At 74.7% G+C, this 15624-nt stretch carries 13 protein-coding genes, 1 tRNA gene and 1 pseudogene; 5 read left to right on the top strand and 10 right to left on the bottom strand.

Annotated elements, in window-relative coordinates; all coding sequences use genetic code 11:
• Nucleotides 1-2: 2 nt before the first annotated feature.
• The 6 genes from GD748_RS00695 to GD748_RS00720 form a co-directional block, all read right to left on the bottom strand.
• The gene (locus GD748_RS00695; RefSeq protein WP_193312752.1) at nt 3-257 is read right to left on the bottom strand and encodes a helix-turn-helix transcriptional regulator; all 255 of its coding nucleotides are present in this window, start codon (nt 255-257) and stop codon (nt 3-5) included.
• Nucleotides 258-436: 179 nt separating this feature from the next.
• Nucleotides 437-509 (bottom strand) — tRNA-Ala (locus tag GD748_RS00700).
• An 86-nt stretch (nt 510-595) separates the two neighbouring features.
• On the bottom strand, nt 596-1786 hold the full coding sequence (locus GD748_RS00705; protein WP_152193292.1) for a hypothetical protein: 1191 nt from the start codon (nt 1784-1786) through the stop codon (nt 596-598).
• Nucleotides 1787-1872: 86 nt separating this feature from the next.
• The gene (locus tag GD748_RS00710; RefSeq protein WP_152193293.1) at nt 1873-2484 is read right to left on the bottom strand and encodes a GNAT family N-acetyltransferase; all 612 of its coding nucleotides are present in this window, start codon (nt 2482-2484) and stop codon (nt 1873-1875) included.
• Complete coding sequence (locus tag GD748_RS00715) at nt 2484-3698, bottom strand: molybdopterin molybdotransferase MoeA (RefSeq protein WP_152193294.1); 1215 nt, start codon at nt 3696-3698, stop codon at nt 2484-2486. Before GD748_RS00715 ends, GD748_RS00710 begins: the two co-directional genes overlap by 1 nt.
• On the bottom strand, nt 3695-4702 hold the full coding sequence (locus GD748_RS00720) for a UTP--glucose-1-phosphate uridylyltransferase (RefSeq protein ID WP_152193295.1): 1008 nt from the start codon (nt 4700-4702) through the stop codon (nt 3695-3697). Before GD748_RS00720 ends, GD748_RS00715 begins: the two co-directional genes overlap by 4 nt.
• Before the next feature lie 114 nt (nt 4703-4816).
• Here GD748_RS00720 and GD748_RS00725 point away from each other — a divergent pair, with 114 nt between their 5' ends.
• Nucleotides 4817-5518, top strand: a complete 702-nt coding sequence (locus tag GD748_RS00725; protein ID WP_152193296.1) for a 5-formyltetrahydrofolate cyclo-ligase — start codon at nt 4817-4819, stop codon at nt 5516-5518.
• A gap of 24 nt (nt 5519-5542) precedes the next feature.
• Here the strand turns inward: GD748_RS00725 and GD748_RS00730 are convergent, their stop codons facing one another.
• Nucleotides 5543-8284 carry a penicillin acylase family protein gene (locus tag GD748_RS00730; protein ID WP_152193297.1) on the bottom strand — a complete coding sequence of 914 codons (2742 nt, stop codon included), beginning with the start codon at nt 8282-8284 and terminating at the stop codon, nt 5543-5545.
• A 71-nt stretch (nt 8285-8355) separates the two neighbouring features.
• Between GD748_RS00730 and GD748_RS20170 the strand changes: the two are divergent.
• A pseudogene (locus GD748_RS20170) lies at nt 8356-8496 on the top strand (FmdB family zinc ribbon protein); the annotation flags it as partial.
• 62 nt (nt 8497-8558) lie between these two features.
• Here GD748_RS20170 and GD748_RS20175 read toward each other — a convergent pair.
• Nucleotides 8559-8759 carry a hypothetical protein gene (locus tag GD748_RS20175; RefSeq protein ID WP_319593300.1) on the bottom strand — a complete coding sequence of 67 codons (201 nt, stop codon included), beginning with the start codon at nt 8757-8759 and terminating at the stop codon, nt 8559-8561.
• 78 nt (nt 8760-8837) lie between these two features.
• Here GD748_RS20175 and GD748_RS00740 point away from each other — a divergent pair, with 78 nt between their 5' ends.
• The 3 genes from GD748_RS00740 (at nt 8838) to GD748_RS00750 (ending at nt 10677) form a co-directional block, all read left to right on the top strand.
• Nucleotides 8838-9509: an SAF domain-containing protein gene (locus GD748_RS00740; RefSeq protein WP_152193299.1), complete on the top strand. Its 672-nt coding sequence runs from the start codon at nt 8838-8840 to the stop codon at nt 9507-9509.
• A gap of 43 nt (nt 9510-9552) precedes the next feature.
• Nucleotides 9553-9972 (top strand): large conductance mechanosensitive channel protein MscL, encoded by a 420-nt coding sequence (mscL, locus tag GD748_RS00745; protein WP_152193300.1) that lies wholly within the window; start codon nt 9553-9555, stop codon nt 9970-9972.
• A 168-nt stretch (nt 9973-10140) separates the two neighbouring features.
• Complete coding sequence (locus GD748_RS00750) at nt 10141-10677, top strand: hypothetical protein (RefSeq protein WP_152193301.1); 537 nt, start codon at nt 10141-10143, stop codon at nt 10675-10677.
• Nucleotides 10678-10681: 4 nt separating this feature from the next.
• Here the strand turns inward: GD748_RS00750 and GD748_RS00755 are convergent, their stop codons facing one another.
• Entirely contained in the window at nt 10682-10912 is a 231-nt protein-coding gene (locus GD748_RS00755; protein WP_152816345.1) for a hypothetical protein, read from the bottom strand.
• The gene (locus tag GD748_RS00760) at nt 10909-15363 is read right to left on the bottom strand and encodes a hypothetical protein (RefSeq protein WP_226920609.1); all 4455 of its coding nucleotides are present in this window, start codon (nt 15361-15363) and stop codon (nt 10909-10911) included. The genes GD748_RS00755 and GD748_RS00760 overlap by 4 nt, the downstream gene beginning before the upstream one ends.
• Nucleotides 15364-15624 lie beyond the last annotated feature (261 nt).

Raw genomic sequence — 15624 nt, forward strand, 5'->3', positions numbered from 1 at the left:
CGTCACCACCCCGTCCCGTCGTCTGCACGGCGCTCGACGTCGGCGGGGATGGTGGTCTGGCGTGCCTCTAGCCAGGCACGGACGTCGGCCTCGTCAAATAGCAGGTGCTTGCCGACCTTGTACGCCTTCGGTGCGTTGCCGGCCTGCCTCCAGTGGTGGACCATCCGCCGAGTCGCGTGCACCTTGGCGCAGAGCTCGTCGAGGGTCCACATGGGCGTGTGGGACAGCGGTTCTTGGGTCGGAGTTTTGTCGCTCATGTGGGGTAGGTGCGCGTGGCACACCGGGCGAAAGTACCCGTTCGCACCCTGCTTCGACGCTCGATACCGTGGCACAAACCGTGGCATCTGGGGTCACCGTCCTCAATGTCGGCGCCCCGGCTAGGAAGCACGAAAGCCGCTGACCTGCATGTTTCCAGGTTCAGCGGCCTTCGACTGGGTGGAGCTAGGGGGATTCGAACCCCCGACCTTCTCATTGCGAACGAGACGCGCTACCAACTGCGCCATAGCCCCAGGTTGCTCTCGCGAGCGTGGACAACTCTAGCACCGGCCGTGCGGGCGTTGCGAAATCGAGCGCCCGTCCGGTGAGGTCGTCTTCGTCACTCTCCGGCTGCGCGGCGCCGTGCGAGGACTGCGTCGAGGTCCAGCGTGACGGCCACGGGCTCCTCGACAGGCGCCGGCGCGGAGGCGGGCGAGGCGGCGGTCGGGCGCTGTGGCACCGAAGCGGACGGCGTGGCCGCCTCCCCGGCGTAGGGCGCGACGTCGCGGCGCGGCGTCGTCTGCTTCAGGGTGTACGACGGCGCGGGCACGGGGACCGGCGTCCACGGCTCGACCGTCGAGGTGGCCGTGCTCTCGCCCTCGACAGGTGCCTCGACATCGTCGTCTCCGAGCTCCTCCGTCGCCACGGCAGCCGCTGCGGGTGCCTCGACGACGTCATCGGCCTGCGCGTTCTCGAGGACAACCTCGGCGGGGGCGTCGTCGTCGGCGCGGTCCACGGCCACGACGACTGCAGCCGGCGCCTCGACGTCGTGCGCGGAGTCGGACACGTCGACCGACGCCTCCACGTCGCCCGAACCGGACCCGGCCGGCGCGGTGGCCGGCGGGCGAGCCCGCCCCGTCGACGTCGCCCCGGCAGGTGCGGCGACCGGTCCGGCGGAGCGGCGCGGCGGGGCGGCGGCCGCGCGGCGCGACATCGCCTTCAGCCTCGCCTCGAGCCGAGCCATCTCCGCGCGGTCCCTCTTGTCGTTCGCGGCGGCCTTGACCGCCGTACGCCGACCGAGCACCAGGACGCTGGTGAGCAGCAGCGTCGGGACGATGGCCAGCACCAGCGCGGCGCCGGCCGTGGCGACGGCGGCCCACGCGCCGGCAGAGGCGAGCAGCAGGGCGACGGTGAGGATGAGCCGGCGGCGCGCGGCGGCGGCGCGGCGCGAGACCCGGGCCGCGCGGGCGGCCCTGGCGGCAGCCAGCGCCCGGGCGTCCTCGATGGCGCGCTCGGTGCGTGCGCGAGGCCTGTTCATGGATGCCTCCGGTCGTCGGGCGGGATCGTGCAGGTAGGGACGCGCAGCCACCTCGCGGTGGTGTGCACCCGGCTCTGCCGACCCGGCCCTCGAGCGGGGACGGCCGCCGTCGACCTGCTCCGAGCCGACCGTGGCCAGGATCCGCAGGTCACCGGAGAACCGGTCCTCCACCCGGGAGTCGAGCAGCAGCTGCCTGGTGCGCACCAGGTGCGGCAGCAGATAGCCGAGGAGAATCAGGGTCAGCGCGATGACCACGTACCCCTGAAGCTCCACGGCTCAAAACTAGGCGCGAGCGGGCACGGCCGACGGGACCGGCAACGGTGTGTCTTACACAGGTGTCATTCGCCCGAGGCGGACGGTCAATTGACGCCGCCGCCCGCGGCCGTCCATCGCCGCACGAGCCCGCCCGGCACCTCCTCGACCGTCAGCGCGAACGACCGGTGGTCGCGCCAGTCCCCCTGGATGTGCAGCAGGCGGCGCCGCAGGCCCTCGTCCCGGAAGCCGAGCTTGTCCACCACCCGCAGGGACGCCGCGTTCTCCGGGCGGATGTTGATCTCGATCCGGTGCAGACCGGCCTCGAACCAGGCGTAGTCGCACGCCATGGCGACGGCCATCGGCGTCACGCCGCGACCGGCCACCCGCTCGGCGACCCAGTACCCGATGCTGGCCGAGCAGAACGAGCCCCGCGTGATCGAGGAGACGGTCAGCTGACCGACCATCGCGCCGTCGAGCTCGACGACGAAGGGCAGCGCGGCACCGGCCCGGGCGTTGCGGTCCAGGGTGCGCACGTAGCTGCGGAACGACGCCGGAGCGGCGCCCGTGGGCGAGGTCGCCTCCCAGCGGTCGAGCCACGCGGCGTTCGCGCGGCGCAGCCGCTCCCACTCCCGGCGGTCACGCATGCGCAGCGGGCGCAGCGTCAACCGGTCCTCCACGAGGCTGACCGGCCAGCGCGTCGCCCACTCCCCCACCATCAGTCGTCCAGGAGGAGGCAGTGCAGCCGGTCGCCGGCACGCACGTCGGTGACGTCCTCGGGCACCACGCCGAAGGCGTTGGACCGGGCCAGGGCGGAGAGCAGCAGGGACGCGGGCGACCCCATCGGCTCCGCCCGGTAGCCGCCGGACGGCGAGCCCGTGACCTGGACCCGGACGAACTCGCGCCGCCCGGCCGGCGAGTACCAGCCGGTCGTCACCGCGGCCGGTACGGAGTCGCGGTAGAGCTGGCCGTACCCGGCCATCGCCCGCAGCGCCGGGCGCACGAACGTCTCGAACGCCACCTGGACGGCGACCGGGTCGCCCGGCAGCGCGAAGATCGGGGTGCCGTCGCCGACGTGCCCGACGCCGAGCTGGCGCCCCGGCCACATCGCCACGTTGTCGAACCGCACGGTCCCGAGCGGGCCGAGCACCTCCTTGACGGTGTCGTTCGCGCCGTAGCTCAGGCCACCGGTCGTGAGGACGAGGTCGGCACGGACCAGCTGGTCCTCGAGGGTCTCGCGCAGCTCGGCGCGGGTGTCCGGCACGGCGGCGACCCGGTAGGTGGCACCGCCGGCGTCCTGCACCGCGGTGGCCAGGGCGTGGCCGTTGGCGTCGTAGACCTGCCCGGGCGCGGCGGCGCGGCCCGGCTCGACGAGCTCGTCGCCGACGGAGACGATCACCACGCGCGGGCGTGGGTGCACGCTGACACGGCCGCGGCCCACCCCGGCCAGCAGTGCGATCTGCCGGGCGCCGACCCGTTCGCCGGCGGGCAGCACGATCTCGCCGTGGCGCAGGTCCTCGGCGCGGCGGCGCACGTTCTCCCCAGCAGCCACTGCGGTCCGGACGGCGACCTGCGCCGAGCCGAAGTCGGTCTGCTCCACAGGCACCACGGCGTCGGCCTCGACCGGCAGCGGCGCCCCGGAGGCGATGCGCACGGCGGTGTGCGGCACGAGGTGGATCGGGTCCACCGCACCGGCGCGGAGCTCGTCGATCACGCGCAGGGTCGTCGGGGCGGACGGCCCCGCGTCGGCGACGTCCGCGGCCCGCACGGCGTACCCGTCGATCGCCGCCAGGTCGGCCACCGGGAGGTCGCCGGTCGCGAGCACGTCCTCGGCGAGGACGCAGCCGACGGCGTCGGGAAGCACGACCTCGAGCGGCGGCAGCGGGCCGACGGCGGCCAGGCAGGCGGCCAGGTGCTCCTGGACGCTCCTCACAGCTGGACGGGATCGTGCGGGCCCACCGGCCCGGGCTCCGGCGTGGAGCCGAGCTCGACGTGCCGGCCGCGCACCCACGACTCCAGCCAGGCGGTGAAGTCCGGACCGAGGTCGTCGCGGTCGGCGGCGAGCTTCACGACCGCCTTGAGGTAGTCGAGCTTGTCGCCGGTGTCGTAGCGGCGGCCGCGGAAGACGACGCCGTGCACGCCGCCGCCGTCCGCCGGGTCCATCGCCGCCAGCGTCTGCAGGGCGTCGGTCAGCTGGATCTCCCCGCCACGCCCGGGCGCGGTCTGCTCGAGCACCGCGAACACGGCCGGGTCGAGCACGTACCGGCCGATGAGGGCCAGGTTCGACGGCGCCTCGTCCACCGGGGGCTTCTCCACGAGCTCGGTGACCCGCACGACGTCGCCCTCGCCGAGCGAGCCGATCGTCGACGCGCCCTCGACCGGCTCCACCGCGGCGGCGCCGTAGAGGTTGATCTGGTCCGGGTCGACCTCCAGCAGCGCGATGACCGAGCCGCCCATGCGCTCGCGCACGGCGATCATGTCGGTGAGCAGGGTGTCCCGGGCGTCGATGAGGTCGTCGCCGAGCAGGACGGCGAACGGCTCGCCGGCGACGTGGTCCTTGCCCTGGAGCACGGCGTGGCCGAGCCCCTTGGGCTCGCCCTGGCGCACGAAGTGCACGTGCGCGAGCTCGCCGGAGCGGCGCACGGCCGCCAGCCGGTCGGCGTCGCCCTTGCGCTCGAGGTTGGCCTCGAGCTCGGGGGCGGAGTCGAAGTGGTCCTCGATGGCGCCCTTGCCCCGGCCGGTGACGAGCAGGACGTCGCTCAGCCCGGCGTCGGCGACCTCCTCCACCACGTACTGGATCGCCGGCTTGTCGACCACCGGCAGCATCTCCTTGGGGATGGCCTTGGTGGCCGGCACGAACCGGGTGCCCAGGCCCGCCACGGGGACGACGGCCTTGCGCACGGCGGCTGCATGGCTCTCGGGTGTGTTCGCAGACATGATCCGAGGCTATCCGTGCCGACGGCGGAATTCGCCTCTGACACCGTCCGCGCTCGGCGGAACTGCTCCGCGGAATGGTGGCCGGGACGCCGTCGGGCTGGGAGACTGAGTGCCATGCACCGCAGCCAGGTCTCCCTTCCCAGGACCGACGGATACGAGACCGAGGACGCGAAGCAGGCGTTACGCCGGATCGTGCGCGAGGCGCGGAAGCAGCGTCCCGAGGGCGAGCGGGCCCGGGCCGCCGAGCGCTTCGCGGCGAACGGGCTGGCGGCGGTCGGCGAGGCACGACGCGTGGCCGCGTACGTCTCGCGCCCCACCGAGCCGAGCTCCCTGCCGCTGCTGGAGGCGCTGCGCGAGCGCGGCACCGCCGTGCTCCTCCCCGTGCTGGGGCCGGGCCTGCACCGCGAGTGGGCCGAGTACCGCAGCGCCGACGACCTGCAGGTGCGGGCCCCGGGACGCCCGCCCGAACCCTCCGGCGACGTGCTGCCCGCCGAGGCGGTCGCCGACGTGGACGTCGTGATCGCGCCGGCGCTGGCCATCGACGCCGCCGGCACGCGGCTGGGCCAGGGCGGCGGCTGGTACGACCGCATGCTCAAGCTCACCCGCCCCGGCACACCCGTCTTCGGCATGATCTTCGAGGAGGAGCTCATCGCCGACGTCCTGCTGCCGGTGGACGAGCACGACGTGCCGGTGCCCGCCGTGATCACGCCCGAGCGCTGGTTCCTCCTCGCCGGCTCCCCGTTCCAGACGGAGGCGCTGGCCGCGCAGTCGGCGGCGCTGACCGCGCTCACCGAGCGCCACCCGCTCGACCACTGAGGACCGGACCCGACCCGGCTGGGGCTACTCGGGCGGGCGGAGCGTGAGCGTCTCCGCCGCTGACTCCTCCACGGCCTCGCGGCTGAAGGGCCAGGGGTAGGTCTCCCCCGTGGCCCAGGCATGCGTCTGGTCCGTGTAGTGCACCGAGCCCGGGTGACCCGACGTCCCGCTCGAGGTGACCCAGGTGGAGGCGTCGAGGTCGGCCAGGTCCACCACCATGCGCATCGACGGGCCCGCCGTCACGCGGTAGTCGGCGCGGCCGAACTCGTCCCGGCCCGCGGTGTCGAAGCTCGTCGCGTTGACGATCGAGGAGCCACCGGCCACCTCGACGGGTGCGGGGTTGAACAGCCGGCGTACGGGCGCGGGGACGCCGTCGCCGCCGAGGACCGGGTGCTGGGGCTGGAACTGGTGCATCCGTCCCCACTCCCAGTCGGCGGGGTCCTTGCTGATGGAGTTCGTCAGCTGCTGGCGTGCGCGCACCATCGCCTGGCGCAGGATCTCGTCCCGGCCCTCGACGAGGTTGACGGTCGTGCGGTCGTCCCACCACGGGTTCTGCGGGTCCTCGAGGAGGACCGTGATGATCTGCAGCCAGCGCGCCCCGCCGTCGGGCACCTGCGAGGCCGGGAGGTCGTCGGTGAAGGTGAGGTCGAGCAGGTTGCCCCACACCGCGTTGAAGTACGCCGCGCCGGCGGAGTCGACGGAGGTGGGGAACCCGTCCGCGGACCACTGGCGCAGCAGGTCCACGGCCTCCTCGACGAACCTGTCCTCGACGTCGACCGAGAGCAGCGCGGGCAGCACCACCGGCCCGAACGGGCTGGCGTCGTCGAGCATGATCTCGTTCATCGCGGCCACGTCGAGCTTCTCGCCGTCGCCGATCGCCCGCTCGAGCAGCGTCCGGATGCGCTCCGCCCGGTAGCCGGGGTCGTAGTCGCTGGTGAGGAACGGGCCCTGGCCGGCGGGCATGACGGCCTGGTTCGCGGCGGAGATGAACCCCTCCGCCGGGTTGAGGACCGCCGGCATGTCGTCCGGGTCGACGAACCCCTGCCAGTCGTAGCGCGAGTCCCAGCCGGGCCGCGGCCACGAGCCGTCCGCCGGGACCGGCGCGTCGGGCACCGCGGCACGCACGGGAATCTTGCCCGGGGCCTGGTAGCCGATGTCGCCGTCGACAGTGGCGAAGACGATGTTCTGCGACGGCACCTCGAAGTACTCGGCCGCCGCGGCGATGTCCGCGGCGTCGGTCGCGCGGTTGATCGCGAAGATGGCGTCCCCGGTGCGCCCAGGCGTGAGCGCCGTCCACTGCAGCGCGACGGCGTAGCCGGAGAAGCCGGCCGGCGGCGCCCCCTCGGGCACCGGTGCGCTGGCGGTCACGCCGGTCTCGGGCAGGACGTCGGTGACCAACGGTCCGTGCACCGTGCTGGTGACCGTGGTGACCACCGGTTCGGAGCCGTTGACCTCGATCGTCTCGCGGCGCTGCTCCAGCGGGACCCGGGCGCCGTCACGCAGGTAGGTGCCGTCGTCGTAGAGGCGCTCGAGCATGAAGTCGGTGACGTCGGCCCCCAGGTTGGTCAGACCCCAGGCCAGCTGGTCGTTGTGGCCGATGATCACCCCGGGCATGCCGGCGAAGCTGAAGCCGGCGACGTCGAAGGTGCAGTCCTCGCTCGCCTCGGTGCAGTGCAGCCCCACCTGGTACCAGAGGTTCGGTGCGTCCAGCGCGAGGTGCGGGTCGTTGGCCAGCAGCGGCGAGCCAGAGGCGGTGTGCTCGCCCGAGACGACGAAGGAGTTCGAGCCGATGCCCTCCCCCTCCCCGAGCAGGACCGGGACGGCGTCGAGCGCCTCCTGGGCGGAGGCGAGGGCCTGTCCCGCCGCGCTGCCACCGAGCGCGGCGGCGGCTCCGGCGGTGTCGACGTCGTCATCGGCAGCCCCGGTGGCGGCTGCCTGGGTCGCCGCAGCCTCAGCGGCCGCAGCATCGGTGCCCGCAGTCTCGGTGCCGGCTGAGCCGGTGTCCGCGGGAGTCTCGACGGCGGCGTCCGTGGCCTCGGCGTCGGCCACCTGGTCCTGGGGCGCGACGATGGGGGTGTTGAGGTCGTAGGGGAACTCCGGGAAGAGCTCCTCGGCGCGGGCGACGTCCCCGAGGGTGCGCAGCGCCGCGGCGCGCCCGAGCTCGGCGTCGTAGTTCCCGCGCAGGTCCCAGGCCATCGCCTTGAGCCACGCGAGCGAGTCGACCGGCTGCCAGGGCTCGACCTTCTCCAGCGTCGTGGTCGTGCCGAGGACCGTGTACTCCAGGCCGAGCTCGGACGCCTCGTGCCGGGAGATGTAGGCGTTGACGCCCTCGGCGTAGGCCTCGTACAGGGCCCGCGACTCGTCGGTCAGGAGGTCCCACTCCTGCTCGGCGACCTGGCGCCAGCCGAAGGTCCGGATGACGACGTCGGCGGCGAGCGCGGTGTCGTTCTCGCCCACCAGCTCGGAGAGCCGCCCGGCCGTGACGTGCCGCCGGTAGTCCATCTCGAAGAAGCGGTCCTGCGCGTGGACGTAGCCCTGGGCACGCATGAGGTCCGCGTCGGTCTCGGCGTAGATCTGCGGGACGCCGCGCTCGTCGCGGATCACCTGGACCTGGCCGCCGAGGTCGGCGAGAGTCACCTCGCCGGCGTGGTCGGGCAGCGGGCGGCGCACCAGGACGGTGCCGAGCCCGACAGCGGCCACGAGAGCCACGACGACCAGTGCCGCGATGATGATGGCCGCCCTGCGCAGCACCGACGTTCCTCGCACCGCCCGAGCGTATCCCGCGTGGCCAGGCTCACCGTGACCTGCGGCGCGCGGCAGAGTAGGATTGGCACTCGATGTGGCGGAGTGCCAGCATCCGCCCTCGTCCCGATGGAGGTTCCGCAGTGCCTACCTATGCCTACCGGTGCACCGTGTGCAGCAACGAGTTCGAGGTCAAGCAGTCGTTCAGCGACGACTCCCTCACCGTCTGCGCCGAGTGCGGGGGCACGCTGCGCAAGCTCTTCAGCTCCGTCGGCGTCGTCTTCAAGGGCTCGGGCTTCTACCGCAACGACTCGCGCTCGACCTCGACGTCGTCCACCCCGGCGGCCAAGGAGACGTCGAGCAGCTCGACCTCCTCGTCCGGCTCCTCCGGCACGTCCTCGACCACGAGCTCGTCGTCGACCTCCACCACCTCCACCCCGGCCAAGGCCGCGGCGGCGAGCTGAGTCCACACCGCCGGCTCCAGCCGCACGGTCCACACGCCCGGCTCCTGCCGCACCGTCCACACCGCCGCCCCGACGGCGGAGGCTGGCGCACCGCGGACTTCTAGCGTGCCGGGATGCGCACCCGTCGTCCCGTGCCGCCGTCGCGATCGGCGGCGGCGCGCGCCCGCCGCTGGCTCTGGCGACGGCGTCACCTCCTGGCGGCCGCCTGCATCGGCCTGGCGGCCGCGGTCACGGTCGGCGCGCTGCGCCCGCCCGCGCCTCCGGCCGAGCGGGTCCTCACCGTCACCGACGACGTCCCGGCCGGCACCGTCCTGGCAACCGCCGACCTGACGATGCGCTCCGTACCCGCCGGCACGCACCCTCCGGGCGTGCTGCGGGAACTCGACGACGCTCTCGGCCAGCCGCTCGCCGTCGGCCTCCCCGCCGGGACAGCACTCGTGCCGGCCATGCTCACGGGGCCGGGCCTCGCCGCCGGCGCTCCCGCCGGGACAGTGGTCCTGCCCGTCCCTGTCGCCGACGCCGCGACGGCCCGCCTGGCGCAGCCCGGCCAGCGCATCGATCTCGTCGCGGCGGGCACCGACCTGACCGGGGTCCCCGGCGAGGCCGAGGTGGTCGCACGGGACGTCGTCGTCCTGGCGTCCTGGGAGCCGGCGGACGGCGGACCGCTCACGTCGGGCATGGCCGACGTCAGCTTCCTGTACGTGGCGGCGAGCCCGGGAACCGCTACCGTTCTCGTCGGCTCGAGTGCCTGGGCACCGCTGCGAGCCGTCCTGAACAGCCCATGACCGGCGCTCGGCCCGTGCGCGGGGCGCCACGGAGGACGCTTCCATGCTTGCAGGGTTCAAGGAGTTCATCGCACGCGGCAACGCCGTCGACCTCGCCGTCGGTGTCGTCATCGGGGCGGCATTCGGCCTCGTCGTCACCTCGGTCGTCGAGGGCATCCTCAACCCCCTCGTCGCCGGGCTCGTCGGCGAGCCCAACTTCGACGACGTCCTCGCGTTCACCATCAACGACGCCACCGTGCGGCCCGGCACCGTGATCACCGCGCTCGTGAACTTCCTGCTCGTCGCAGCAGCCATCTACTTCTTCGTCGTCGTGCCGCTGAACACGCTCGCCGCGCGCCGCAAGGTCGAGGAGGCCGAGCCCGAGGCGCCGGCCGAGGACGTGCGCGTGCTGACCGAGATCCGCGACCTGCTCGCCGCCCAGGGCGGCGGCACAGCTCTCGCCGCACCGCCTGCCGAGCGCTGAGAGGTCAAGCACGCGGGCCCCGACTGCACGCCTGCCGCCACACCTGGCCGTCCCCAGCGGGACGAAAGGTGACATGGCAGGTAGTTCCCTGGGGATTCGGCGCGCACGAACCTGCCGCAGGTAGCAGACTCGGGTGCGGCCCAGACCCCGCCGACCATGGAGCCCTCCATGACCACAGCCGTGCCGCGCGTCCTGATCCACCGGCTTCCCGCCGACGTCGAGGAGACCATCACCACCCTCGGTGCGATGCCCACCAGGTGCTCGGTCTCCGCCGACATCGTCGTGAGCAACGGGCCGGCGCCGGAGACGCCCGAGGTCGACACGCTCCAGATCGGCGGCGCGATCGGGCTGCCCGCGCGTGGCGGCTGGTACACGGAGGAGCCGGTGATGACGCCCCGCTGGGACGTCGCCCTCGGCGCCGAGCTCATGGGGCTCTCCGCGCTGGCGCGCGCGACGCTCCTGACCGACCCGCCGGGGTCGGGGCAGCGCTGGTGCGGCCCGCGCCCGGTGCCGGACTGGTTCCTGGGGACGACGCCGCTGGTGAGCTCGGACTCCGGGCACCACGCCGCCATGGTCCTGCGCCGGCCCTGCGGCGCCAAGCTGTGGTGGGTCAGCGGCGCCACGCTCGACTACCTGCCGTGGGTGGAGGTCTTCCTCGAGCACACGCTCGACCACGCCGACGTCACCGAGGCCGTCACGGCCTGACGGCTCAGCGCCTGCCCCAGTGCGGCGGGACGTCACGCAGCAGCCGCGCGTCGTTCGCCCCCTCCGCGGTGCCCGGCTCGTCCGCGGCATGCGGCTCAGCGTCGCGGTCGTGCAGCGCCTCGACCGGGTCGTCGATCTCTCCGGCGGCGAGGCGCCGGCGGTCCACCTCCGACAGCGCCACCACCCGGCGGTGCCGACGACGCCGCGCCGGTTCCCCCGGTTCGGCCACGCTCATCGCGCCCGTCGGCGCACGACGTGGCCGAGCACCGCGTCCACCTGGGCGCCGCGACGGGTCAGGCTGAGCTCGCCGCGCAGCTCCTCCACCAGCTCGACGTCCTCCCGCCCGGCTCCGTCGGACTCGATCCAGGCCACCAGGTCATCGAGCTGGTCGTCGCTGTACGCGGCCAGCGGCAGTCCCGGGACCACCGGCGGCCGCGGTCCGCGCTCGCGCACGGGCACCGCACGTCTCGGCTGCTCGGGCTCCGCGGGCACCACCTCGGACGTGCCCGGGTCGGCGGGACCGGCACCGTCTCCCGGGACGTCGACGTCCCCGGGCGTCTGGGCCCCGCCGTCGCCCGGACCGTCGTAGGTGTGCGGCAGGGCGGTCATCGACGGTGCCGCGGGACGGGCCGCCAGCGCCGCCTCACGACGCTCGTCCACGACCGTCATCACGGCGGCGAGGATCGCCTCCGCCTCCGCCTGCGGGTCCATGAACACGGCGGTGGAGAACGCCATGTGCACCCGCCACCCGCGCGCGCCGAGGCGCTGCACCCAGTGCCGGTCCCGGCGGCGCAGGCTCGGCTCCGCGACGTACTCCGCGTCGTCGGTCAGCACCGCGACGAGCAGCTCCCCAGGCAGCTCGGGGTGGCCGATCGCCAGCGGGATCCGCACCCCGCCTGCGAGGCCGTAGCGCGGCACCACGATCAGGCCCAGCCGCCACAGCCGCTCGGCGAGGTCCACCAGGAGCTGGTCCGGGGTCTCGGCCGGCACGGAGCTCGGGGTCTCCCCCGGCAGCGTGCCGGTGGCGGACTGGTCGATGAGATCGGCCAGGAGTTGCGGACCCGGGTGACGCAGCCGGTCACGGTCCAGGTCGCCGGGGCCGATGCAGCTGACCAGCACGAGCTGGTGGCGCACGGCGTCCAGGGCGTCGACGAGGCAGGCCAGGCCGTCGGGCTCCGAGATGGCGCCGAAGCGGTGCAGCACCCGTCCGTGCGGCGTCTTGCCGTAGCCGACCGAGAGCACCACGACGTCGCGGCGCAGCCCGCCGGCGGCGTCGACGTCGAGCACCGTGAAGGGCTCGTCCCGGTCGGCGCGGAAGAACCCGGCCACGGCCGGGCTGTCGGCGACGGCGGCGGCGACGGCCTCGCGGACCCGCTCGGCGTGCCGGGGGTTGAGGGCGACGACGGCCAGGGACAGCTCCGGGCTGGTGAGCGCGTGGTCGACGACCAGGTCGACCACGTGGTCGACCTCCGTCTGCACCGACTCCACCGCGTCGGCACCGGGTGCCGGCATGCCGTAGCCCTCGACCAGGTCCAGCCGCATGCGCGAGGCCGACGGCGGGGCCGGCACCGACCGGATCACGCCGTCGTAGCCGTGGGTGGCCAGGAAGGCGGAGATGCCCTCGTCGCGGGCCGCCCGGCCGGTCGGCAGGGTGACCGCGGGCAGCAGCGGGGCCAGCGCGCCGACGAGCCCGTCGCCGCCGCGGCGGGAGTCGCCCACGAGGACTACTTGCCTCGCCCGCGCGAGCACCGAGACGGCCTGCTCGACCGGGAGGTGCTGGACGCCGTCGACGATCAGCAGGTCCACGCTCGGACCCTCGGGCAGCAGGTGGGGCACGAGCATGGGGGCGACGAGCCAGGCGGGCCGAGCGGCGCCCGTGAGCCGCGGGTAGGCGGCCAGGGTCTCGCGCAGGTGCGCGCCGTGGTCGGCGCCGAGCGCGTCGAAGAGCTGCGCGGCCTCCTCGCGGTGGTCGCGCACGGTGGTGCGCAGGTTGGTGGCGACCGCCCGGCGCACCGGCCCGGCCAGCGACGCGACCTGGGCGTCGTCGAGCTCGCGGAAGCGGGCGGCGAGGGCCGTCAGCGCCGGACCGTCCAGGCCCGCCAGCGCAGGGTCGGTCCGCAGGATCTGCTCGAGCACCGAGCTCCACCACGCCAGCTCGAGCTCGGAACCGACGAGGCCGTTGGGCACCCGACGCTCCCCGAGGTCGTCGACCAGGCCACCCAGGCCGCGCTCGCGCAGCTCTCCGAGCAGACGGGTGCGCTCGGGCAGCAGCCGCAGGGCGGGGGCGTCGAGCCCCAGCTCCTTCATCCGCTCCACCAGGGCGGGCAGCGCCACGGTGAAGAGGTTCTCGTTGCCGGCCCCGGAGCCGATGACCTCCTGGAGCGCCTGGACGTCGGCCCGGACCTCGGCCTCGGTGGACTTGATCTCGGCGAGGCCGTCGGGCAGCCGCGGCCAGCCCCCGGCGGGGTTGTGCCGGCGCCAGATCTCACGCTGCTCCTGCACGCGGACCAGCTCGCCGTGCAGGTCCGCGACCGGCCGGCCGGGGCGCAGGAGGTCCTTGGCCTGCTTGCGCAGGCGCCGGCGCACCGAGCCCTTCATCGACAGGCTGTGCTCCTTGCGCCACGCGCTGGTCGCGGTGGCGATGACCATGTCCGCGGCGGACCGCTCGAAGATCTGCGGGAGGAAGACGTCGAGCGCCTCGGCGACCCCGTCGAGCATCGCCAGCTGCTCGGACCACGCGTCGAGGGTGGTGGCGCGGGCGAGGCCGGTCTGGGTGGTGACGCGCTCGACCTGCTCGAGCAGGGCCGGCAGCGACAGCTCGCCGAGGCGCTGGGTGCGCTCGAGCGCGGCCGAGGCGGCGGGCGCCTCGGTGAGGCGGGCGCCGTACCAGGGCGTGTCGTGGGGGCGCAGGGTAAAGGCGCCGAGGCCGGCGGCCCGGGCGAGCGACTCGCGGGCCTGCTCCCGGCCGCCGTCGTCCAGGCGTCGCAGGGCCTCCTCGTCCAGGCGCACCCGGGTGCGCGGCCCGGGCCGCGCGGCCGTGAGGCGGGCGAGCGCCTGCAGCGCGTCGTACGCGGAGACGCCCCACGGCTCGTGGGTGGCGTGGAGGCCGGCGACGTAGTCACCGAGCTGGGTGCGCACGGCCGTGAGCTCGGTGCGGGTGGCGCGCACGGCAGCGTCGTCGACGTCGACGTCGACCGGGCTCAGGCCGGCGCGCAGTCGCTCGGCGGCGGTGGTGCGCCAACGGGCGTCGGCGGACAGGTCCAGGGTCAGCTCGTCCAGGCCCAGCTCGGTCATCCGCTGGGCGAGCGCCCGCCCGGTCCGGCGGGTGCCCGGCACGTACAGGACGGTGCGGCCCGACGCCGCGGCGTCGGCGATGACGGCGGCGACGATACCGGGGGTGTCCGCGCCCGGCGCGGCGTCGAGGAAGACGTGCCGGCCGGCGGCGACGGCGTCGACGGCGTGGGCCTGGTCGACGTCGAGGTCGCCGGCGCCGCGCTCTTCCTCCGGCGCCCGGTCGGTGGCCACGTGCGGCGGCAGGGCGACGTCCAGCGCGCGTCGGGCCTCCTCGTCGCCGGCGAGGGCGGCGACGACGTCCGAGCCGGGCAGGTGGGCCCGCATCGCGTCGAGGTCGTCGACCAGGACCTGGCCGGGGTGGACGAACGGGCCGACGACGATCCGCTCGCTGAGCTCGAATCCGGCGAGGTTCTCCCGGCCGAGCTCGGCGAGCCGGAGCAGCGTCCCGCGCGGGGAGAACCCGTGCTCGGTGTACGCGGTCCGGGCGATGGCACCCACGTCCACGGTCACGCCCGCCGCTCGCAGGGACCGCACGAGGACGGGGTTGACCTCGATGGCGGACTCGAGGTCGACGTCGAAGTCCGCCTCGGGACCGCCGGTCGCGGTGAGCCGGACGGCGCGCAGCAGCACCGGGGCGTGGATCGTGCGGACCGTTGTCACCGGCGTCGCCGCCCGGGCGGCTGCGGGCGCGTCTCGGGCTGGGTCGCGGTCGCCCTCGTCGCCGTCGCCGGCATCGGCATCGGCCGGCGGGTGCGCGGGCGCCTCCGCGCCCGACGGGGCGCTCGGCGCCGAGTCGGCGGAGGACTCGGCGTGCGCGTTGCCGGGGTCGGCGGAGACCTCGAGGACCACCTCGCCGTCCTCGGACAGGTCCGGTGCGAGCGGGTCCGGCAGCTCGGTCCAGGTGGCGACGCCGATGGCCAGGTAGGTGGGGGCCAGGCCGTAGCGCTGGGCGAGCTCGTCGGCGCGGGCGCGCACGGTGCGGGCGCCCCGGCGGGCGGCGAGCTGGGCACCGGCCTCGCGCACGAGGTTGCTCAGGCGGGTGGTGCGTCCGGCGTAGAGCTGGGCGATGCCCGAGGGGTGCGCGGCGGTCAGGTCGATGACGGCGTCGCCGAGCAGCGTCATGTCCGCCAGGGTGCTGGCCCCGCCGAGCGCCACGAGGGACCGGTGCCACCGGGCGGCGGCGTCGTCGACGGCGGCGGCCCGGCCCGGGGAGACCGGGCGAGGACGGGCCGGGCGGGTCCCGGGTCCGCGCCCACCGCCACCGAAGGCGGCGCCGGGCGCCGGCGCGTCGGGCACGACCGGGTCGCCGTGGCCCGGACGGATGCGGTCCTTGACCGTGGCTACCTGGCGGCGGGCGGTGCCGCCGCGGGAGAAGAGCGCACGAGGGGTCATCTGCCCACGGTAGGCAGCCGCGGGGCCGGGTGGGTGGTGCCGCGCCGGGCCGGTTCGCGCGTGTCGTGGACGACGGCCGTCGGACCGGGCCGCGTGGGGCCTCGCCGGGCGCCCGGACCGGGCTCGAGGAGGCCGGGCACGAAGGTGGCGGAGCGCGACACGCAGGGGGGGGCAGGCGTCGCGCTCCGCCATGACCGCAAGCATGGCGCGACCAGCCGCCCCAGCGCAAGCGTTTCGGCGCGTCGAATCGCGGAACTTTCG

This window comes from Georgenia subflava, from assembly GCF_009193155.1.
GTDB classification, from domain to species: Bacteria; Actinomycetota; Actinomycetes; order Actinomycetales; family Actinomycetaceae; genus Georgenia; species Georgenia subflava.